The following is a 21996-nucleotide window of genomic DNA, read 5'->3' as shown; positions in this document are numbered from 1 at the left end:
CCTTTATCGGGAGGCGCAGCAGACCTGCGGGCAGCAAGTCCGAAACCGGGCAACCCGAGGGCCAAAAAATGAAGAGAGGAAAAAAGAGACAATGGCCCGCAAGCTCGCTTATCCCTTGGCCGGGGCAAGACGGCTCACCAGCGTCATCACGGCAACCAGCAGCAGACCCGCCACCACACCGGCCACGGCGTTGAGCAGCGTCGGCGTCACCGCCGCCAGTACGGCCCCTACTGTGGGCAAGGTGGCGACAACAGCGGCTGCGCCTTCAATCAGGTGATGGGCAAAAGGCCAGCCATGCACCAGAATGCCACCGCCCACCATGAACATGGCGATGGTGCCGACCAGTGCCAGCAGGTGCATCAGACGGGGCGCCGTCACCAGCAGACCCTGCCCCACAGCGCGGCGCAGGGTGCTGCCATCGTGCTTTTGCAGCAGATGCAGACCGATGTCATCGAGCTTGACGATCAGCCCCACCAACCCGTAGACCCCGATGGTCATCAGCAGGGCGATGCCCGCCACTACCGAGAGCTGCAGCGCGAGGCTTGCTCCCTGTACCGTGCCAAGGGCGATGACGATGATCTCGGCAGAGAGAATAAAATCGGTGCGGATCGCTCCCTTTACCTTCTGCTGCTCGAAGGCCACCAGATCATCAGGAATGGGGGCTGTATGTGCCTCACCTTCACTCGCCTCATGGGGCAGGAACTTGTGGGCCAGCTTCTCGGCCCCCTCAAAGCAGAGGTAGGCGCCTCCCAGCATCAAGAGTGGCGTGATAAGCCAGGGCACCAGCGCACTGATGGCGATGGCGGCGGGCACCAGAATCAGCTTGTTGCGAAATGAGCCCTTGGCCACCGCCCACACCACCGGCAGCTCCCGCTCGGCACGCACTCCGGAAACCTGCTCCGCGTTGAGGGCCAGATCATCCCCCAACACCCCGGCAGTTTTCTTCGCCGCCATCTTGGTCATCAGCGCCACGTCATCAAGCACGCTGGCGATATCATCGAGCAGGGCCAACAAACTGGTTCCGGCCATATCAAAGATTCCTTATATCAGTGAGAAACGTCTACCCAAAAAAAGTCTCGCTCTTGTTCATCACGACCTTGGTCATCAGCGCCACGTCATCAAACACGCTGGCGATATCGTCGAGCAGGGCCAACAAACTGGTCCCGGCCATATCAAAGATTCCTTATATCAGTGAGAACAACCCCGGGAGAGAGGTTTACGTCCCGATAACCACCAAGGTCAACAGGACCACCTCATGGCGATCGCAGGCCATCATCGGCCGCGCCAAGAATCCGGCTCTCACCATCGGGGGGTTACGTCTTTCGGGCAAAAGATGGCACAGTGTAACGAGAAGCCGCCGTTTCGGCAGCACCCCTGAGCCATTTGTTCCTGGTTCCCTCTGAATCACCTCAAGGAGTTCCCATGCAACCCTGGCAACCTCTGCTCGCTCTCTGGTTTGGCGACGAAGCCGATGACGTCCTGCGGGCCACACGGCAAGCCCCCCTCTGGTGGGGCAAAAGCAGCGAAACGGATGCCCTGCTGGCCAGCCGCTTTGGCGAGCTGGCAGAGGCCGCAGCCAAGGGCAGTCTCGCCCACTGGGCCGATCTCCCCAGCGGTCGGCTGGCGCTGATCCTGCTGCTCGACCAGTTGCCCCGCAATATCCATCGCGGCACGCCTGCAGCCTTTGCCCAGGATCCGCTGGCACGGGATCTCTGCCTGAAAGGGCTATCCATCGGGGCGGACAAATCCCTCTCGCCACTGGAGCGGGTCTTCTTCTATCTGCCGCTGGAGCATGCCGAATCCCGCGAACAACAGGCCAGAAGTGTGGCGCTGTTCGAGGCACTGGCTGCCGAGCAGGCTGGCACACCGGCGCAAGCAACGTTTGCCGGATTTGCCGACTTTGCCCGCCGCCATCAGGTGATCATCGAACGCTTTGGCCGCTTCCCCCACCGCAACGACATTCTGGGTCGCACCAGCACACCGGAAGAGGCGGCATTTTTGCAGCAACCGGGCTCAGGCTTCTAAGCAAGCCATATAAAAAAATCCCCGCCAGCTGGCTGGCGGGGATAGCGGATGGATAACAACTCTCGGCGTTACTGAATGCGATAGCGGGATATCTGCTGGTGGATGCTCTCGGTGGTGACATTAAGCTCCTCGGCGGCGGCTGAGGTCTCCTCCGCTGTGCTGCTGGTTTGCTGCACGACCTGAGCAATCTGCTCTACCTGATGAGCGATCGACTCGGCGGCCGAACTCTGCTCGCGGATGGCATTGGTGATCTCGCCCACCTGCTCCATCACCCGGTGCGACGCACTGCGGATCTCGGCAATAATGGCGCCACTCTCGGTCGCCATGGTGACCCCCTGGCTCACCTTCTCCTCCACCAGATGCATGCGGGAGACCGTATTGTTCGACTCCTGCTGGATCGCCTCTACGGTGGCGGAGATCTCCTGGGTGGATTGCGCCGTCCGCTCAGCCAGTTTGCGCACCTCATCCGCCACCACCGCAAAGCCACGGCCGGACTCCCCGGCCCTCGCCGCTTCAATGGCCGCGTTCAAGGCCAGCAAGTTGGTCTGCCCCGCCACATCACGGATCACGTTGACCACACCGCCAATGCGCGAAATGCCCTCACCCAGCGCAATGACCTCGGCCGAGGCCTGCCGAATGGAGTCGGCTATCTCGTTGATGGCATGAACGGTGCGCTCGATGGTCCGGCCCCCTTCGGTCGCTAGCTGCCCCGACTCGTTGGTGATGCGGCTCGTCTCCTGAGTGCGCTGGGAGATATCTGTGATGCTGACCGTCATCTCTTCGACACCGGCGGCTATCAGACTGGTGGCATCATTGGCCTGATTAGCCGAGCTGGCCAGGTGCTGCGCTGCCTGAGAGAGGGATTCGGCAGTGCTCTTGATCTGCAAGCTGCCGACGGAAAATTCGGTAAATGTCTGTTGCAGCGTATCGAGCAGCCGGTTGACCGCATTGAGGGTCAGGCCAATCTCATCCTGCTGTTTCACATCAGCTCTCAGGGTAAAGTTGAGGTCACGCTGGATCCGGGTCAGGGTATCCATGGCGGTGCGAAGGGGATTGGCCACCTGATTGAACAACCAGACAAACAGCCCCATCGTCAGTAAGGTGGCACCACCGGCGATAAACAACAGGGTTTGCAGGCTGTTGTCGTAGTTCTCCTGGCCCTGCTTCTTGAGCGCCAGTCCCAAATCCATATTGAAGTTGACGTGAAGCTCGATTGCCTTGGCAAATTGCTTGAACAGTCCGTATGCCTCTCCCGCCAGCATGTCTCTGGCTTCATCATTCTTGTTTTGGCGAGAGAGCTGCAGAACCTTGTCTATCTCCTGATAATATTGCGCGACTATGCGTTGATCATCGTCAGTCAGGCGCCGATCTTCATCATTGGAGAGCATCTCTGCCTTATATTTGTCGAGCAGCGAATTGATTTGTCCCCGTATCTCGGTGATACCCGTTTCAATCTGCTGCATCTTGCTTGAGTCGGTATTGAGCACATGTGTTTGTACCAGCGAGTGCAATTCATAGAAATCGGCCTGCACTTCCTTAATCAGCGAAATACTGGGCACCGTATTGTCCGTCACATAGCTCAAATCACGGTTGCCTGCCCCAAGGCGATTGATACTGAACCAACTGAGAAAAATGAGCGTCAGCATCACCAGCAGCGCTATCAGTTGCAGTCGACGAGCAATATTCATAACCGTGCACTCCAGATGGAAACTATCTAGCAGTGTAGACGAGCCATAAACAACAACGGCCCGCATTGGCGGGCCGTTGTTGTTTATTTTTCATGGCGTTGTGATCAGGCTTTGGCTGGCTCACTCTCGCCCAGCGCGACGGTTTCACCCAGACTGTCTTCGGTCTTGGCGACCACGCTGGCGGCGATGGCGTTACCCAGCACGTTGGTGGCAGAGCGCCCCATGTCGAGGAAGTGGTCGATCCCCAGCAGCAGCAAGATGCCCGCTTCCGGAATATGGAACTGGTTCAGGGTAGCGGCAATCACCACCAGAGAGGCGCGCGGTACCCCGGCCATCCCCTTGGAAGTGACCATCAGCAGCAGCAGCATGGTGATCTGCTGGGCCATGGAGAGCTCGATGCCATACGCCTGGGCGATGAACATTACCGCGAAGGTGCAGTACATCATGGAGCCGTCGAGGTTGAAGGAGTAACCCATCGGCAGCACGAAGCTGGCGATGCGCTTGTCACAACCGAACTTCTCCAGACGATCCAGGGTCTTCGGATAAGCCGCTTCGGAGCTGGCGGTCGAGAAGGCGAGCAGGATGGGTTCGCGGATCATCGCCAGCAGTTTGATGACGCGACCACGCAGGAAGACGCTGCCCATGGCGATTAGCAGCAGCCAGAGGCAGGCCAGCGCGATATAGAACTGGGCCATAAAACTGCCGTAGGTAACCAGAATACCCAGCCCCTCTTTGGCCACCATGGCGGCGATGGCGCCAAACACCGCGAACGGCGCAAAGTTCATCACATAACCGGTCACTTTCAGCATGATCTCGGCAGCGCTGGCCATCAGCACCACTACCGGCTTGGCCAGATCGCCGAGCGCGGCGGCAGCCAGACCGAAGAAGAGGGAGAAGACCACGATCTGCAGGATCTCGTTGGTGGCCATCGCCTCGACCACGCTCTTGGGGATGGCGTGGGTCACAAAATCTTTCAGGGTAATGGCACCGGCAGCAATACCCGAGCTGGCGGTGTCATTGGGCAGGGATAGTGAAAGACCCACACCCGGCTGCATCAGAGTCACCATCACCAGACCCAGGCTCAGGGACATCAGGGAGGCCAGCATGAACCAGCCGAGGGTCTTGGCACCGATACGACCCACGGTGCGGGTGTCGCCCATCTTGGCGATACCGACCACCAGGGTGGTGAAGACCAGGGGAGCGATGATCATCTTGATCAGGCGCAGGAAGATATCGGTCAGGATCGTGATGTTATTGGCGAAATCCGCAGCCTGATCTGCGGCAAACATCCGATAGCCCTGGCCGGTGAGGATGCCAAACATCATGGAGATGAGGATGGCGACCGTCAGTTTATTCATTTTCATGGGGGAGTCCCGGTTTTGATTGGTGCAAGCCGTAAACAGTGGCGTGGGAGCCACTACAGTCCGTTTTTGTGATCCGAGCCGTTGATTCCTGGCGGCTGGTATGCTGGGAGAATGCCTAAAAGCAGGGGGCAAATCTAGAGGCTTTCTCCAGAATTTTATCCCGCCATTAGGTGTATGTGATATTAATCTTGCAAACCACCAATATTAATCACTGTTTATTTTGATTTCGGCGAGATATTTCGCATTAAGAGTTCGCTCATCGAGTGCCCGTGGCAACAGGCGAAAAGTGAGCAGCGCCGAGATGGTATGCTGCACCTGCATCTGGGCCATAAAGAGATCCGGCTCATCCTCGTCAAAGCCGAAGATCGGCCGTGATGGGGTCACCCTGACGGCATCGCGGTTAATGGTCAGCTCATCGACCTTGAGCCAGGAGTAACCCTCTGCCAGTGCCAGCTCCCCTGCCCGCTTGAGCACATATTTGCGGGCGGTCTCCCTGTCCACCAGATCGTTGCCGACAAACTCCAGTTGCCACTTGTCCGGGCCAAGCCGGGTCTGGGAGAAACCGGTCTGGCCATTCCAGAATGACTTTTCACTCTCGTAAGGGGTGGCGCAGCCCACCAACAGCAGGGTGAGCATCAGCAGACAGCAGGGTTTAGATACGGATGCAGACACGAAAGGCCTCGCCAGGCAAATGAGCAACAGAATCGTTACTACACCATAAAGCGCGGTGGCAGCACAATCGACTCACGCCAACAGAGACCAGCGTGCATCACCACTGGCTTCACGCCTGTGCGGCAAATTGCAGGCAAAAGAAAAGGCCTTGTCGTTTGACAAGGCCTTTACCGGGGAATTTGGTCGGTGTGAGAGGATTCGAACCTCCGACCCTCTACACCCCATGCAGATGCGCTACCTGGCTGCGCTACACACCGACGGAGTCAGCTCGGCTGACGGGGGCAGAGTTTATGGAGATGACCCTGCCCTGTCAACAGGGAAACGCCGCCAATTCCTAAGCCACGGTGCGTTCGCCTGCTTTGCGAACAATCAGCGGTTAAAGGTCAGCCGCTTGCCCAGGATCTGGTCAGTCACCTGCCCGTTTTGCCAGGCGATCTGGCCGTTCACCAGCGTCATCTCCACCGTGCTGTGGAAGCGGTAGCCGTTGAAGGGCGACCAGCCACAGTGGTAGAGGATGTTGTCATCGTTGACCACATAGGGCTTGCCCAGATCCAACAGCACCAGATCGGCGAAGTAGCCCTCGCGGATATAACCGCGATCCTGCACCTGGAAGCGCTCGGCCACCGCATGGGAGGTCTTCTTGACGATAGTCTCCAGGGTAAACACGCCGTTGTGGTAGAGCTCCAGCAGCGCCTGCAAAGAGTGCTGCACCAACGGTACGCCAGACGGCGCCTTGAAGTAGCTGTTCTGCTTCTCTTCCCAGGTGTGGGGCGCGTGGTCGGTGGCGATGATGTCGAGCACGTCGTTGCGTACCGCATCCAGCAGCGCCTGCTGGTCGGCGGCACTCTTCACCGCCGGGTTGCACTTGATCAGGCTGCCCTGGGTCTCGTAATCGGCTTCATTGAAGAAGAGGTGGTGAACGCACACCTCGGCGGTGATGTTCTTGTCCTTCAGCTCACTCAGGTCGTGGCTGGCGGTAAAGAGCGACAGCTCCTTGGCCGAGGTCAGATGCAGCACGTGCAGCTTGGCACCGTATTTTTTCGCCAGCGCCACCGCCATGCTGGAGGATTTGTAGCACGCCTCGTCACTGCGAATGCGGCCGTGCTCCCCCATCGGCACATTCTCGCCCCACTTGGCTCGCGCCGCCTCTTCAGCCTTGGCGATGGTCGGGGTGTCTTCGCAGTGGGTGACAATCATCACCGGACTTTCGCGGAAGATGGCCGCCAGGGTCTCCTGATTGTCCACCAGCATGTTGCCGGTCGAGGAGCCCATAAACACCTTGACCCCGCAGGACTGCTTGGGGTCGAGACGCTTGATCTCTTCAAGGTTGTCGTTGGTGGCGCCGAGATAGAAGCTGTAGTTGGCGACGGAGGAGTTGGCGGCGATCTGGTATTTGGCTTCGAGGGCGTCGAGGGTGGTGGTCTGGGGATTGACGTTGGGCATTTCCATGAAACTGGTGGTGCCACCGGCGACGGCGGCGCGGGATTCGCTGGCGATAGTCCCCTTGTGGGTCAATCCCGGCTCCCGGAAGTGGACCTGATCATCGATCATTCCGGGGATGAGATGGCGACCTGCGGCATCGATCACCAGCGCATCGGGCGCCTCGATATCCGGGGCGATGCGGGCAATCCGTTCCCCCTCGATCAACACATCGGAGGCATAGATACGGCCTTCGTTGACCAAGGTGGCATTCTTGATAAGCAGTTTGTTCATGGGGGGTTCCAGTTCCTTTGCCGATAATCGCGGGTCATAATAGCGCAAAACTGCCCTTTCTCTGTAGCAAGGCCTGACTGATGAAGTTATTTGTAAGAGATTTGACCGTGATCGACTCCAGCTACCTGTGCGAACGCCGCGGCATGGTGGGCGAGAGCTGGCTGGTAGATATCGAAATGAGCGGTGAGCTCAACGAAATGAGCATGCTGCTGGACTTTGGCCGGGTAAAGAAGCTGATCAAGTCGATCATTGATGAAGAGGTGGACCACAAGCTGCTGGTGCCGACCGAGTGCCCGCTGATCCACGTTGAGGCTCTGGATGGTGACGAAAGCACAGTGGATCTGCTGCGCCCGGGTCGCTCCATCCATCTGCGCTGCCCATCCCAGGGCTTTGCCTTTATCCCGGCCCCGCAAGTTGATAAAGAGTCGGTGACCCGCTACCTGCTGGCGGTACTGGCCAAACGGCTACCGGGCAATATCAAGGATCTCTCCCTGACCCTGCGTCAGGAGGCGATCACCGGCGCCTTCTACCACTACAGCCACGGCCTGAAAAAGCACGATGGCAACTGCCAGCGCATCGCCCACGGCCACCGCTCTCCCATCGAGATCCACGTCGATGGCGAACGCGACCAGGAGCTTGAGCTCAACTGGGCCGAACGCTGGGGCGATATCTACCTCGGCACCGAGGAGGACAAGGTGGCGCTGACCGAGCTCGCTTTGAGCCCTCGCGCCAATGCCCAGCTTGGCGAGCATCACTGCGGCTTCAAATATGTGGCGCCGCAAGGGCTGTTCCAGCTGGCCATCCCCAGCGCCGAGGTGGAGATGATCGACACCGACACCACGGTCGAGCTGCTGGCCTGCTACATTGCTCGCGAAGTGAAGAAGATGGTGGGCGACAAGTTCGTCAAGATTGTCGCCTATGAAGGGGTCGGCAAGGGCGCGATTGCCTACGCCTGATCCCCTTGTCACGGCCGCAATAAAGAGAAGGCCCCGCATCTGCGGGGCCTTGTTGTTTCAACTTTCGACCATCAGGCGCTGAGGCGGAAGCGCTTGACCAGGCTCTCCTGCTGCTCGGCGAGGGAGTCCAGCTGCTGGCTGGTCTCGGCTACCCGCTCAATCCCCTGATAGTTGAGATCCGAGATATCGGAGATGCGGTTGAGGTTGGTGGCGATATCGGCGCTGGTGGCCTGCTGCTGCTCGGCGGCAGAGGCGATCTGGCTCGACATGTCGCTGATCAGCACCACAATCCCCTGCACCTCCTCCATGGCGTTGTTGGCGTGAGAGCTCTGATCCACGCAACTGTCCATCTCGCGAGAGCACTCCTGCATCACGGTCACCGCCTTGGCGACTCCCTGCTGCAGGTTTTCGATCATGGTCTGGATCTCGCTGGTGGACTGGGCGGTGCGGCCCGCCAGACTGCGCACCTCATCCGCCACCACCGCAAATCCGCGCCCCTGCTCGCCGGCCCGCGCCGCTTCGATGGCGGCGTTGAGGGCCAGCAGGTTGGTCTGCTCGGCGATGCCGCTAATGACATCGAGGATGTTGCCGATCTGGCTGCTCATGGCACTCACATCACCAATCACCTTGCCGGTCTGTTGCAGCTTGCCCGCCAGTTGATGAGTGGTGGTGATATTGCCTGCCATCACCTTGCGCCCCATCTCGGAGGCCTTCTCCACATCCTGCACCCGCTCCAGGGTCTGGTTGGCAGCCTGCGCCACCTCCCGCACCGAGGCCTCCATCTGGGTCATGGCGGCGGCGACCGAGGCGGTCTCCTGCCGCTGTTTCTCCAGATCCGCCCGCACCGATTCGGTGGTATGGCGGTTACCGTGGGCGGCATCGTTAAGCTGGGCCGACGCCTGCGAAAGCTGCGCCAGCACCTCCCCCATCTGGGCAATCAGCAGGTTGATCTGGCTGCCCAGCTGGCCGAATTCGTTCTTGCTCTGAAAACCGATGCGCTGGGTCATGTCACCCTGGGTCACTTCGGTCAGCACCCGCAGCAACTCCCTGAGCGGACGGCGAATGGCCTTGCCCAGGGTATAAGCCACCAGCATGGCGATCAGGATGGCGACGACGATGCTGGTTCCCTGGGTCAGGGTGCTCTGGCTCTGTGTGGCTTTGGCGTGCTGAATGCTTTGACTCATCAGCTGCTGACTCTGGCCGGTGATCCGCTCAAGCTGGTTCTGGATCTCGACGATGAGAGCGCTCGCCTGCTTGCTCTTCTCCCGCATCTGTTCCTGCTGCTTCATCAGCGCCAGATACTGGGAGAGCACGCCTTCGCTTGCGGTGGTGTCGCGCACAAAGCCGTGAACATAGTGGCCCATGTCGTTCTCGAAGTTTTTCAGCTCCCCCCGCAGATCCTTGATGGTGCTGTTGAACCCCTCGATCTGCATCTTGTTGCGCTTGAGCGCCCCTTCGATGGGAGCTGGAATGGTCTGGTTGAGGGCGTCCATGGTGGAGAGTTCGATGGCGGAGAGCTTGGTGGTCAGGGTCTCGGAGAGCATCTTGATAAAGCTGTCGTCGATGGTGACCATCATGTCACCCAGACTCTTCTTGAACTGGGGCAGACTGACCTGAAACTGCCCCTTGGCCAGATTGACCTTGTGCAGTCGGGTGAGCAGAGCCTCGTGTTCGCCGGGCAGGGTATCGGTCAGTTGCAGGTAGCTGTCGACCTGCTGGCTGAGGCTGCTCATCTCCCCTTGCAGTTCGGGGTGGTGGGCCACCTGCTGGCGCAAGACGTCAAGGCTCTTGCCCACCGCAGCCTTGGCCTGTTTCAGTTCGGCCACTTCTGCCGGCAGCTGTTTGGGATCCTGCTCGGTGAGCACATCCCCGAGCCACTTGTTGGCGCTGAGCAGGGTGATCTGGGTCTGACTGCTGGCAATCACCAGCGGCATGGACTGCTGGGTAACCTGCTCCAGTGCGTTCCCCAGGGTCTCCTGACTACGAAATGTGAGCAGTGAACTGGCCACCATCACGGCCACCAGGATCGCGAAGCCAAGGTAGACTCGCTGCAAGATGGAGAGATCCGACATTGTTTGTTTCATTATTGTCCCGCTGTATATGCAAAAGTCCCTTGCCTGAGTACCCCGTCCTTTTGATACCCTGCAGACCACCCTGAACAGGCGCTGCAGATGACGTCCCTCTGGCTATCGGTATTTTTAACAATAACTGAAGGGAATGGGACATCAGCTGTGTCAAATGTCGGCTTGTGTCACACTTGGCGTGCTGCTCGCCCCCCTTTCGGGAGCCGCTTGGGGTTCTAGTTCAATTTTCTGTTTCATATAAGGGAGTTAGCCATGGCGCAAGAAACCATTTTCAGCAAAATCATCCGTAAAGAGATCCCCGCCGACATCCTTTATCAAGACGATCTGGTCACCGCATTCCGGGATATCCAGCCCAAGGCCAAGACCCATATTCTGATCATCCCCAATGTACTGATCCCCACCGTCAATGACGTGGAAGCCGAACATGAACTGGCCCTTGGCCGGATGTTCACCGTGGCCCGCAAACTGGCCGCCGAGGCGGGCATCGCCGAAGATGGCTACCGCCTCATCATGAACTGCAACCGCCACGGCGGGCAGGAGGTCTACCACATCCACATGCATCTGGTCGGTGGCCAGCCGCTGGGACCGCTGCTCAGCCTGTAATGAATCGCAACGCCTCAACCTGCCGCAGCGCCCTGTTGCTCTGCGGCGCCCTGCTGTTGCTGGGAGGCTGCGCCTCCCGCTGGCAGGATATGTTCGTCTCCTACTCCGATCAGATGGTGCCCCTGCGCAACCAGCTGCTGCTGGGCCATGCCGCCGAGGCGCTGCCCGAAGTGCGCGACTCCACCCTTGGGGATGACACCTTTGTGCTGGATCGGCTCGAACAGGGGCGCATTGCCTGGCTCGCCGGTCAGGATGCGGGCAGCAAGCAGGCGTTCACCGCCGCCGACAGCCGCCTTCAGTGGGAAGAGAATCAGGCCGAATACCGGCTGAGCCACGGTCTGGATCAGGTGGGCAGTCTGCTCACCAACGATCAGTCGATGGCCTATCGTACTCCCGATTACGAACGCACCATGCTGCACCACTATCTGGCCCTCAACTACCTGCAACGGGGAGATGCCGATGGTGCCTTGGTGGAGGTGCGCCGGGCCAATCAGGTGCAGGAGCAGGCTCTGAAACGGCGAGCCGATGAGGTGCGCAAGGCGAAGGATGAGAGCGAAGAGGCCGAAGCAGAAGGCGAGATGCGCCAGCTGATGTCGCGCGGCGCACCGGATCTCGACCGGTTGATCGGCAAGGTCAAAAACGGTTTTCAGAACGCCTACACCTTCTATTTTTCCGCCGTGCTCTATGAGGCGGCCGGGGATCTCAACGATGCCTGGGTCGACTATCAGCGCGGCTACCAGATAGCGCCGGACAACCGCAGCCTGCAAGATGCCTTGCTGCGTCTGGCGCGGCTGCGTGGCTCACCGGACGAGATCCGCGAGACCGAGAAAAAGATAGGCCGCAAAGCGCCGCCGCTTGCAAAAGATCAAGGCCAGCTGGTGGTGCTGTTTGAAGATGGCTTGATCCCGGCACGGCGCGAACTGTTCCTGCCGCTCCCCATCTCCACCTCCCGCGGCGATTTTCGCACCTTTACCGTCGCCATCCCCTATTACGATAATCGGGCCAGCGACACCGGCCCGCTGACGGTGGAAGTCGGCAAGCGGGTCGAGCAGACCAGCGAGCTGGTCAGGCTGGAAGCGCTGGCCGCCAAAGATCTGCAGGAGCGGCTGCCCGGCATGCTGACCCGCCAGGCGCTGCGACTGGTGGCCAAGGAGCAGATGCGCCGCACCGCCGCCAAAGAGGGAGGGGATGTGGGCAATATTCTGGTGGGGATCTTCAACACCCTCTCGGAGCGGGCCGATACCCGCAGTTGGCTGACGCTGCCAGCTCAGGCATCGAGCTGGCAGGGGATGGTGCCGGCGGGTGAGGTGAACCTCACTCTGGGAGCGGGTGCCGCCCAGCGCCAGTTGCCGCTGACCATTCATAGCGGCCGCACCACCCTGGTGTGGGTTCAGCGCCTCGGCGCCGGCCTGACCACCCGGGTGATGCCGCTCTGAGCAAGCGGCAAAGAGAGATGAACAAGACGATTAACCGGGCAGCCCCCAGTGCTGCCCCACTCACTCCAATCAAGGAGAGCAAGATGAAAGCATACGGGTTGGCCCTCGGGCTCGCGCTGCTGCTGACCGGCTGCGCCACCAACACCTCCGGCGTGGCGCTCTATGGGGCACCGGGCGCCGCAGCGGTGCCGGAGCAGCATCAAAACGTCAACGTCACCCTGACCGAGCTGAGCCGCCGTGAACAAAACGGCCTGCTGCAGGTCAATGTGGCGGCCGCCAGCACCCAGCGTGGCGACAACAAGCTGCAATATATCTTCTATTGGTATGATGAGGCAGGTCAGGAGGTCGCCAGCGACGGTCGTGGCTGGACACCGCTCAAGCTGCATGGCTATCAGACCCGCACCCTGTCTGCCCTGGCGCCGAGCCCGACCGCCCGCGGTTACCGGATTTATGTACGTGAAGTGATTGAGGAATCCTACTGATGAAAATGAATCATGCTCTGCTGATCCTGACCGGCGCCCTGCTGCTGGGCGGCTGCTCCAGCACCACGGTCAGCTACGGTGATCCGACCGAAACCGAAACGGTCACCGTCGATTACGGCTCAAGCGATCTGCAGGCCATCGCCGACAAGATGGCGGATTCCATGCTGGCCTCCCCCGCCACCAGCGAGATCACCGCCGGCGGCCGTCCGGTGATGTTCATGGACTCCATCCGCAACAAGACCTCCGAGCACATCGATACTGAAGCGATCACCGACACCATCCGCACCAAGTTGCTGCGGGCCGGCAAGTTCCGCTTCGTTGACATGAGCAAGGTTGCCGCCGTCAAGCAGCAGCTCGAATATCAGCAGAGCAGCGGCATGGTTGATCCCGCCTCCATGGTGCGTCTGGGCAAGCAGACCGGTGCCCGCTACATGGTCTATGGCAACCTCACCAGCATCGTCAAAGACAATGGCAAGGTGAAGGATGTCTACTACCAGATGACCATGAACCTGATGGATCTGCAAAGCGGCGAACTGCTGTGGGCCGATCAGAAAGAGATCCGCAAACAGGCGAAGAAATCCACCTTTGGCTGGTAACAGGCTCCCGGTGACAGGCAACTGTGATCCGCTACTGGCCAGCCTGCCCGCCCCCTGGCGGGAGGGGCAGCTGGAACCACTCGGGTTAGGTCTGACCAACTGCAACTATCGACTGCGCCTCCCCTCGGGGCGCAGTTACTTTTTGCGTCAGGGCCACTCCGACCCGGTGCGCCTTGGCATCGACCGTCCCACCGAGTGGCAGCTTTATCAGGGGGGGATGGCAGAAGGGTTGGCGCTGCCCTGCCACTATGGCGATCCCGTCAGCGGTCTGATGTTGCTGGAGTGGTGCGATGAGCCAAACTGGGTGCACGCGGCGCCACCGGAAGCCGATCAGCCCCGTCTGCTGGCTGAGGTGCTGCGCAAGCTCCATCGCCTGCCGCTGCCTGCGGTGGTGATGGCGGTCCGAGCCCACGCCGCAGGCTATCGCGCCCGACTGGCCCGAATTCCCTCCTGGCTGCCCGCCCTGGAGCGGGGCTTGCTCGCCAGCAGTGAGCCAAATGATTGCTGGCGCCCTTGCCACCATGATCTCAATCCGGCTAACTTGTTGGGAAGCAACCCCTGGGTCATCGACTGGGAGTATGGCGCGGCAGGTCACCCCGGCTTTGAGCTCGCCAGCATCCAGCGCACCCATGAGTGGCCCGCCGAGCGGCGCGACGAGCTGGAAGCGCACTATCTGCAGGCCCTGCCGCGCCACCAGTGGCCCGATTTTCAGAGCGAGGCATTTTTACCCTGGGTCGACTATATCGGCCTGCTCTGGGCCCTGCTGATGGCAGAGCAACAGCACTCACTCGACTATGACACCCTGATCGCCATCAACCGGCAACGACTGGAGTAACAGATGATAAACAAGGTGCGCTGGCACAAGCCGAAAACCTGGGGTCTGCTGCTGATCAGCCTGCTGCTGACCGGCTGCTCCACCCGGGTGATCTACTACTGGCTCGATACCGCCATCATCTGGCAACTGGATGACTACTTTGCCCTCTCCTATTCGCAGAAGGATCTGCTCAGCCGCGAAGTGAAGGGGCTGATGGCCTGGCATCGCCAGCACGAGCTGCCGCGCTACGCCAAGGATCTCGACGCGCTGGCCAAGGCAGTGGCCAGCCCCATGACGCCGGAGCAGATCTCGACCAATCTCGATGCGGTGCAGCAGAGCCTGACCCGCACGCTGGAAAACACCATCCCCCGTGCGGTCAGGCTGGCGCGCACCCTGACCGACGAGCAGGTGGCCCGCTTTATGACCGATCGGGTCAAGCGGCAACAGGAGCGGCAAAAGGACTTTGCCACTGAGCCCAAAGAGCAGATGCTGGCGGAGTTTCGCGACAAGATGAACAAGCGGCTCGAGTTCTGGATTGGCGAGGTGAAACCGGCACAGGCGCCACTGGTGGCCCAGTGGGCCGAATGGCAATACGAGCTGATGCCCCCCTGGCTCGAGTTTCAGGAGTCCTGGACCCAGGAGCTGGACAGGTTGATGAAGCAGCGCCAGAGTCCCGACTTTACCCGCGAGCTGACTAACCTGCTGGCCGAGGGGGATGGACTGATGGATGGCCGTTTTACCGGCTATACCGAGCAGTCGCGCCAGCGTACCGTCAACTGGTTGAGCGCCATGAGCCAGTCGCTGGATATCTCCCAGCGGGCCCATCTCTACTCCCTGCTCAAGGGCTACGCCCGCGACTTCAAGCAGATGAGCGGCAACTGACAAACGGCGCCGAATGGTGCCGTTCGCCCGAGCAACCTTGTTCAAACCGGGCGCTTATGGTAGTTTGCCCTTCCTATTTATCGGGAATTAACTTTTGCGCCTTATCGACAAAGTAAAACTGGTGCTGGTAACTCTGGTTATCGCCCTCACCCTGCTTTGTTCCATCGCCCGAATGGAAGGCCCGCTGCTACCCGCATCTCCCCAGAGTGAACAGCAGCAGACTCAGGTGTTCAATCAGCTTAGCGACAGCGATGATGGCATCATCAAGTTTGTTGGCAGCCATCAGAATCACCTGCTGCGTCTCGAACAATCCCTGCGCAGTGACAACCAGCCCAAGAGTGTGGTCTACGAGCTGATCCAGAGCTGGTCTGCCCAGGCCATCCTGCTGCTGCTGCTCGGCTGGCTGATGCTGGCACCCGAGCTCTATCACAAACAGAGTTTTCGCGATCGCTTCGGTGCGATCCACCGGCGCCATCTACAGCGCCAACATCTGCAATACCGCTTCACCCAGAGCTATCTGAGCGCCTGACCCCGGAGGGGCTGGCACATCCACTGTTTGCTCATCTCCTCTTCCTGACGGATCCGGCAACTGCCTGATCCGCATCTGATGCATCCCATTTTTTGCGCCTTGCCGAGCCTTGTTGCTATCGGCCTAGGCACCATTCTCCTGACAGAGGCTTGTTTGCCATGAGAAAGAGCAATCGCACCGTTCTCAACCGCATGAGCAAGTGGCAGTACGCACTGCTGTTGTTGATGCTGTTGACCTTTACCTTTTACTCCCTGCCCACCTTTTTCGGTGAGCAGCCCTCCCTCGGCCTGCACGGACAGCCGCGCCTGACCACCCAGCAACAGATGCTGCTGAGCGACAAACACCTGACCCCGCTCAAGGTCATTGAGCAACCTGAGCGAGTCGAGCTGGTCTTTGCCAGCCAGGGTGAACAGCAGCGCGCCAAGCAGTTGCTGGAGCAGCAAGGGGTCGACAGTGCCGCCCTGACCCTGGAGTTTCACTCCAACGCACCGGCCTGGATCACCCGCCTTGGCGCCGACCCCATCAAGCTGGGGCTCGATCTGCGTGGCGGCTCCCAGCTGCTGATCGGGGTGGACGTGGACTTTGTCATCGACAATCAGACCAAGAATCTGGTGGATACCCTGCGCACCCGTTTCCGTGAAGCCAACCTGCGCGGCGCCAGCGTCACGCGCAGCGCACAGGGCGCCGTAGCCGTCACCCTGCCGGAGGTCGCCGAACAGGAGAGCTGGCTCTCTATCATCAAGGAGAGTGCCGGTACCCGTCAGGATCAGTGGAAGCTGACCCGCTCCGGCAATGATCTGAAACTGGTGCTGAGCGAGGCGGAGCGTACCCTGCTGGTCAACAACGCCGTGACCCAGAACCTGTCGATCCTGAAAAAACGGATCAACGAGCTCGGCATCGTCGAAGCCTCGGTGGTGCGTCAGGGGCAGGATGGCATCCGTATCGAACTGCCCGGGGTACACAACCCCAAGCAGGCGAAAGAGGTGATCGGGGCCACCGCCTCGCTGGCCTTCTACGAGGCCAAAGCCGACAGCCACTTCTATATCGCCGATCGCAACGGTCAGGCCGTCGGCATGGCACGCAAGCCGGTACTGACCGGCGAGCACATCGTCGATGCCCGCGCCAATATGGGCGAGATGGGTCAACCCCAGGTCAATATCGTGCTCGACACCCTGGGTGGCAGCAAGATGAACCAGTTCAGCCGCCAGCATGTGGGCAAGCCGATGGCGACCGTCTTCACCGAGTACAAGACCAACGCTCAGGGCAAACTGCGCGCCCAGAGCGAGGTGATCAACGTCGCCACCATCCAGACCGCCCTTGGCAACCAGTTCCGCATCACCGGTATTGGCAGTCTGCCGGAGGCGCAAGAGCTGGCCATGCTGTTGCGTGCCGGCGCCCTCACCGCCCCTCTCAAGATCCTGGAAGAACGCAGTATTGGCCCGACGCTGGGGATGCAGAATATCGAGGCGGGCTTCACCGCGCTGGCCTTCGGCATGGCAGGCATGATGCTGTTCATGATGGCCTGGTACCGCAAATTCGGCTGGGTTGCCATCACGGCGCTGGTCGCCAACCTGTTGATGCAGGTCGGCATGCTGGCAGTGCTGCCGGGCGCCGTGCTGACCCTGCCGGGGATCGCCGGTCTAGTGCTGACGGTGGGCATGGCTGTGGATACCCATGTGCTGATCTTCGAGCGGATCAGGGACCGGCTGCGAGAAGGGGGCTCACTGGCCAACGCCATCGACTTTGGCTATCGCTCGGCCTTCCACACCATTTTCGATGCCAACATCACTACGCTCATCTGCGCTGTGGTGCTCTACTCCATCGGCTCCGGGCCGCTGCAGGGCTTCTCCATCACCCTCATTCTGGGTCTGCTCTCCAGCATGATCACCGGGATCTGGGGGACGCGCGCCATCATCAACCCCCTCTGGGGACGCAGCAGCCAGCGCACGCTGAAGGTGTAACGAGACAGCAGTCCTTCTGATGAGCGGCTTTGGCTGCGCCATCGGCCATGGATATGGCCGGAGCGGCCAAAGCAGAACACTATTTCCCGGCGTGTCGCGACACGTCGTGATGGGCCAACAGCCTGGTGCTGGCTGGCCAAGGAGAGAATTATGTTGAGAATGATCGTTGCCATGGGGCTGACCCGTTGGCGTTATATTGGCCTGTGGGCTTCCATCCTGCTGACCGTGGCCAGCGTTGCCATCTTGCTGGTGAACGGCCTGACACTGGGGCTCGATTTTACCGGCGGGATCCTGCTGGAGTTTCATATCCAGACCCTGAAAGAGGCCCATGAGCTCAATGCCATGCTGGTCTCCCCGCTGGCGGGAGCCGTTGAGCTGAGCTCGGCCGGTATTCCCGGCGAGTGGCTGATCAAGCTGCCCCCCCACGAACTTCCCTGGCCCGCGGCAGATCTCGCCACCATGCTGACCCAACAGCTGGGGATGCCGGTCGAGTTGCTGCGCACCACCATCGTCGGCCCTCAGGTGGGTGCAGAACTGTTCCAGCAGGGGATGCTGGCGGTACTGGTCGCTTCGCTGGCGATGTCGGCCTATCTGGCGTTTCGTTTCGAGTGGCGTCAGGCCATCGGCATCCTGCTCTCGGTGGTCCATGACGCCATCGTGGCGCTGGGGCTGCTGTCACTCTTTCAAATCGAATTCGATCTGAACATCATCGCCGGCTTGATGGCGGTGATCGGCTACTCCCTCAACGACAGCATCGTCATCTCGGACAGGCTGCGGGATCTGCTGAGCTCGCGTACCCAGATGGGGATCCACGAATGCTCCGATGTAGCCATCAAGGCGACCTTCAGTCGCACCATGATCACCTCGGGCACCACCCTGTTTACCGTGGGCGCTCTGTTGCTGTTTGGCGGTGACGCCCTCTACGGCTTCTCCTTCACCCTGTTTGCCGGGATCCTGGTGGGCACCGTCTCCTCCATCACCGTCGCCTCGACCGTGCAGGAGCTGCTGGGCCTCACCCCGCAGGCCTACCAGAAGAAGAGCGAGGAGCCACTGGCCAACGCAGCCTGAACCTTGTTAACCAGGCCCGGCTTACCGGGTCTCAACAAACCGGGCCCCTGCCAACCATTGGCAGGGGCTTTTTCATCCCTCCTCTCTCGCCGCCCATTTTGTCGTTCGGCTCGCCTCAATTGACAACTGACCATATTGAAAGCAATGACGGATCAACCCGTCATTTTTAATAACAAAAAGGTCATTTTATTACGTCAGAAACCATAAAATGTGACTGAAAGCACTTTCCTGAGGGCTCAAAGGAGGCAACATTGTAGTGATTTATCTACAAAGGGATATGAGATGTTGTTACAACCTGCCAATACAGCAAAATCCAGACAGTTGCTGAACGAGACCATGGCTTTGGTACTCGCAGGAGGGCGGGGTAGTCGCCTCAAACAGTTAACCGACAACCGTGCAAAACCTGCCGTTCATTTCGGCGGCAAATTCCGCATCATCGATTTCGTGCTCTCCAACTGCATCAACTCCGGCATCCGTCGGGTCGGTGTCGTGACCCAGTACAAATCCCACAGCCTGTTACGCCACCTCCAATCGGGCTGGTCTTTCCTGCGCTACCAGATGAACGAGTTTATCGATCTGCTCCCTGCCCAGCAGCGGGTGGATGAGGTGAACTGGTATCGGGGTACCGCCGATGCGGTCTACCAAAATCTGGATATCATCCGCGATCACGCCCCCAAATATGTGGTGGTGCTGGCAGGCGATCACATCTACAAGATGGATTACGCCGCCATGCTGCTCGACCACGTCAATATGGGCGCCAAGGTGACCGTTGCCTGCATCGAGGTGCCACGCAGTGAAGCAAGCGCCTTCGGGGTAATGGCGGTGGATGATGATCGCAAGATCAATGCCTTCGTCGAAAAGCCTGCCAACCCGCCCGCCATGCCGGGCAAGGCCGACACCGCGCTGGCCTCAATGGGCGTCTATATCTTCGATGCGGAGTATCTCTATCAGCTGCTGGAAGAGGACATTGCCAACGAGCAGTCCCATCACGATTTCGGCATGGACGTGATCCCCCGCGTGGTGAAAGAGGGCACCGCATTCGCTCACCCGTTTGGCATGTCCTGTGTCGGCTGCTGTCCGGATCGCCGCCCCTACTGGCGCGATGTGGGCACCGTGGACTCCTTCTGGGAGGCCAATATGGATCTCGCTTCCGTCACGCCTGAGCTGGATATCTACGATCAGGACTGGCCCATCTGGACCAGTCAGAACATGACTCCTCCCGCCAAGTTCGTGCAGGACCGAAACGGCCAGCACGGCATGACCATCAACTCCATGTTTGCCGGGGGCACCATCGTCAGTGGCTCTTTCATCCTGAGTTCGGTGCTCTTTACCAATGTGCGGGTCGACTCCTTCTGCACTCTGGATCAGGCCGTTATCTTCCCGGGTGTGGAGATTGGTGCCGGTTGCCGACTGCGCCGGGTGGTGATCGACAAGGGGTGCAAACTGCCGGAAGGCACGGTGATCGGTGAAAACGCCGATGAAGATGCACGTCGCTTCCACCGCTCCGAGCAGGGCATAGTGCTGGTCACCCAGGGGATGCTCACTCGCCTGAACAAAGAGCTGCAGGAAAAACAAAAGCGCTGATCCGCAGCCAGACGGAATCCCCCTTCCTACCGCAAAGGGAGCCATGATGGCTCCCTCTTTCTATGGCTGACCAGATAGCCACCTCACACCATCATTGCCATCGCGTTGCAGTCTCCCAGAGATACCATTTACTGTGGGTAAACAGCTGGGCAACGCAGCCTTCACGCCCTCAAGCCGTAAACATTAAATTACACAAAAACCATTAACCCTCCGAAAAAACCTCTGTATTATTCCTGTTAGCGCTATATAGCAGCTCCTTTATCTGACTTTTTAGCGGTAAACCCACTAGTTTCACTTGATCGTTTGTTTTTCCTTGGTAAGGTGATGGCGGTTGCGTAACAAAGCAGGTACCAGTGTAAATATATAGGTACAACCGCTTTTGGCTTAATACAGTAGAGAGAATGAAATCATGCAAAGAGACCCCCTGAACAACATCCATATCCAGTCCGAACAAGTGATGATCACGCCTGCCCAGCTCAAGGAGAAGTTACCCATCTCCGACAAGGCGCTGGCATTCGTGCAAGGGGCCCGCAATACCATCGCCGACATCATTCACCGCCGCGATCACCGGCTGTTGGTGATCTGTGGTCCCTGCTCCATCCACGATATGGACGCCGCCAAAGAGTACGCAACCAGACTCAAAGCGCTGCATGATGCCTACCAGGACTCTCTCTACATTGTCATGCGGGTCTACTTTGAGAAGCCTCGCACCACGGTCGGCTGGAAAGGCTTTATCAACGACCCCAATCTGGATGGCACCTTCGATGTGGAGCTGGGGCTTCATCGTGCCCGCGAGCTGCTCTGCTGGCTGGCGGAGCTGGAGTTGCCGCTGGCCACCGAAGCGCTCGACCCCATCAGCCCGCAATACCTGGCCGAGCTCTTCTCCTGGTCAGCCATCGGCGCCCGCACCACCGAATCCCAGACCCACAGGGAGATGGCCTCCGGCCTCTCCATGCCGGTCGGCTTCAAGAACGGCACCGACGGCAACCTGGGGACTGCCATCAATGCGTTGCAAGCGGCCTCCTCCCCTCACGCCTTTATGGGGATCAACCAGCAGGGCCAGGTTGCGCTGCTGCAGACCCAAGGCAACCCGGATGGCCACGTGATCCTGCGCGGCGGCAAACATCCCAACTACGACTCGGTCAACGTGTCACTGGCGGAAGAGGCGCTGGAGAAAGCGGGCCTGCTGCCGAGCCTTGTGGTGGATTGCAGCCACGGCAACTCCAGCAAGGATCACCGTTTGCAGCCCAAGGTGGCCGACAACGTCATCCACCAGATCCAGGAGGGCAACCGCTCCATCATCGGGGTGATGCTCGAATCCAACCTGTTTGAGGGAAACCAGTCCAGCGAGCAGCCCAAGGAGCAGATGCACTACGGGGTCTCCATCACAGATGCCTGCATCGACTGGGACACCACCGCTACCCTGCTGGCCCGCTGCCACAACCAGCTGGCTGACCCCCTCAAGGGCAGAACTGCACGGTAAGCCGTGGTATCTTGTCGTAACCTATTGAACAATCTGGGTATCACCGCAGGTGGCAT

At 59.6% G+C, this 21996-nt stretch carries 19 protein-coding genes and 1 tRNA gene; 13 read left to right on the top strand and 7 right to left on the bottom strand.

The annotated features are described in order from the left end of the window. Window positions 1-108: 108 nt before the first annotated feature. Complete coding sequence (locus AB5Z02_RS07585; protein ID WP_368215756.1) at window positions 109-1029, bottom strand: DUF808 domain-containing protein; 921 nt, start codon at window positions 1027-1029, stop codon at window positions 109-111. A gap of 393 nt (window positions 1030-1422) precedes the next feature. On the opposite strand from AB5Z02_RS07585, the gene AB5Z02_RS07580 reads away from it, so the two are divergent. Continuing rightward, the gene (locus tag AB5Z02_RS07580; RefSeq protein WP_335828228.1) at window positions 1423-2025 is read left to right on the top strand and encodes a DUF924 family protein; all 603 of its coding nucleotides are present in this window, start codon (window positions 1423-1425) and stop codon (window positions 2023-2025) included. A gap of 68 nt (window positions 2026-2093) precedes the next feature. On the opposite strand, the gene AB5Z02_RS07575 is transcribed toward AB5Z02_RS07580, so the two are convergent. From AB5Z02_RS07575 to AB5Z02_RS07555, 5 genes are all read right to left on the bottom strand, one after another. Further along, the gene (locus AB5Z02_RS07575) at window positions 2094-3713 is read right to left on the bottom strand and encodes a methyl-accepting chemotaxis protein (protein ID WP_368215754.1); all 1620 of its coding nucleotides are present in this window, start codon (window positions 3711-3713) and stop codon (window positions 2094-2096) included. Between the two features lie 104 nt (window positions 3714-3817). Further along, window positions 3818-5077 (bottom strand): dicarboxylate/amino acid:cation symporter, encoded by a 1260-nt coding sequence (locus tag AB5Z02_RS07570; RefSeq protein ID WP_005334018.1) that lies wholly within the window; start codon window positions 5075-5077, stop codon window positions 3818-3820. Between the two features lie 204 nt (window positions 5078-5281). Next, window positions 5282-5713, bottom strand: coding sequence for a hypothetical protein (locus AB5Z02_RS07565; protein ID WP_041235087.1), 432 nt, complete (start codon window positions 5711-5713; stop codon window positions 5282-5284). Between the two features lie 216 nt (window positions 5714-5929). After that, window positions 5930-6006, bottom strand: a tRNA-Pro gene (locus tag AB5Z02_RS07560). Window positions 6007-6118: 112 nt separating this feature from the next. Further along, the gene (locus tag AB5Z02_RS07555) at window positions 6119-7462 is read right to left on the bottom strand and encodes a dihydroorotase (RefSeq protein WP_005334027.1); all 1344 of its coding nucleotides are present in this window, start codon (window positions 7460-7462) and stop codon (window positions 6119-6121) included. A gap of 80 nt (window positions 7463-7542) precedes the next feature. Between AB5Z02_RS07555 and AB5Z02_RS07550 the strand changes: the two genes are divergently transcribed. Further along, window positions 7543-8418, top strand: coding sequence for a 6-carboxytetrahydropterin synthase (locus AB5Z02_RS07550; RefSeq protein WP_021231007.1), 876 nt, complete (start codon window positions 7543-7545; stop codon window positions 8416-8418). Window positions 8419-8489: 71 nt separating this feature from the next. On the opposite strand, the gene AB5Z02_RS07545 is transcribed toward AB5Z02_RS07550, so the two are convergent. Then, the gene (locus tag AB5Z02_RS07545; RefSeq protein WP_368215752.1) at window positions 8490-10502 is read right to left on the bottom strand and encodes a methyl-accepting chemotaxis protein; all 2013 of its coding nucleotides are present in this window, start codon (window positions 10500-10502) and stop codon (window positions 8490-8492) included. 252 nt (window positions 10503-10754) lie between these two features. Between AB5Z02_RS07545 and hinT the strand changes: the two genes are divergently transcribed. The 11 genes from hinT to AB5Z02_RS07490 all read left to right on the top strand — a co-directional run bounded on the left by hinT (window position 10755) and on the right by AB5Z02_RS07490 (window position 21940). Further along, entirely contained in the window at window positions 10755-11105 is a 351-nt protein-coding gene (gene hinT / locus AB5Z02_RS07540) for a purine nucleoside phosphoramidase (protein WP_005334033.1), read from the top strand. Next, window positions 11105-12541 (top strand): COG3014 family protein, encoded by a 1437-nt coding sequence (locus AB5Z02_RS07535; RefSeq protein WP_368215750.1) that lies wholly within the window; start codon window positions 11105-11107, stop codon window positions 12539-12541. The genes hinT and AB5Z02_RS07535 overlap by 1 nt, the downstream gene beginning before the upstream one ends. A gap of 83 nt (window positions 12542-12624) precedes the next feature. Continuing rightward, window positions 12625-13023 (top strand): YcfL family protein, encoded by a 399-nt coding sequence (locus AB5Z02_RS07530; RefSeq protein WP_368215748.1) that lies wholly within the window; start codon window positions 12625-12627, stop codon window positions 13021-13023. After that, window positions 13023-13619 carry a penicillin-binding protein activator LpoB gene (gene lpoB, locus AB5Z02_RS07525; RefSeq protein WP_041209903.1) on the top strand — a complete coding sequence of 199 codons (597 nt, stop codon included), beginning with the start codon at window positions 13023-13025 and terminating at the stop codon, window positions 13617-13619. The genes AB5Z02_RS07530 and lpoB overlap by 1 nt, the downstream gene beginning before the upstream one ends. A gap of 10 nt (window positions 13620-13629) precedes the next feature. Beyond that, on the top strand, window positions 13630-14454 hold the full coding sequence (locus AB5Z02_RS07520; protein ID WP_368215746.1) for a phosphotransferase: 825 nt from the start codon (window positions 13630-13632) through the stop codon (window positions 14452-14454). A gap of 3 nt (window positions 14455-14457) precedes the next feature. After that, entirely contained in the window at window positions 14458-15315 is an 858-nt protein-coding gene (locus AB5Z02_RS07515; RefSeq protein ID WP_368215744.1) for a DUF6279 family lipoprotein, read from the top strand. 94 nt (window positions 15316-15409) lie between these two features. Continuing rightward, window positions 15410-15844: a hypothetical protein gene (locus AB5Z02_RS07510; protein ID WP_005334044.1), complete on the top strand. Its 435-nt coding sequence runs from the start codon at window positions 15410-15412 to the stop codon at window positions 15842-15844. A 158-nt stretch (window positions 15845-16002) separates the two neighbouring features. After that, on the top strand, window positions 16003-17805 hold the full coding sequence (gene secD, locus AB5Z02_RS07505; protein ID WP_368215742.1) for a protein translocase subunit SecD: 1803 nt from the start codon (window positions 16003-16005) through the stop codon (window positions 17803-17805). Window positions 17806-17955: 150 nt separating this feature from the next. After that, window positions 17956-18873, top strand: a complete 918-nt coding sequence (secF, locus tag AB5Z02_RS07500; protein WP_005334046.1) for a protein translocase subunit SecF — start codon at window positions 17956-17958, stop codon at window positions 18871-18873. A 282-nt stretch (window positions 18874-19155) separates the two neighbouring features. Next, a complete protein-coding gene (glgC, locus tag AB5Z02_RS07495) occupies window positions 19156-20457 on the top strand; it encodes a glucose-1-phosphate adenylyltransferase (RefSeq protein ID WP_158112320.1) in 1302 nt (433 codons plus the stop codon). A gap of 409 nt (window positions 20458-20866) precedes the next feature. Continuing rightward, complete coding sequence (locus tag AB5Z02_RS07490) at window positions 20867-21940, top strand: 3-deoxy-7-phosphoheptulonate synthase (RefSeq protein WP_058058089.1); 1074 nt, start codon at window positions 20867-20869, stop codon at window positions 21938-21940. Window positions 21941-21996 lie beyond the last annotated feature (56 nt).

Source organism: Aeromonas sp. R2-3 (genome assembly GCF_040908375.1).
Lineage (GTDB): Bacteria > Pseudomonadota > Gammaproteobacteria > Enterobacterales > Aeromonadaceae > Aeromonas > Aeromonas veronii.
This window is presented reverse-complemented; position numbering and strand designations above follow the sequence as displayed.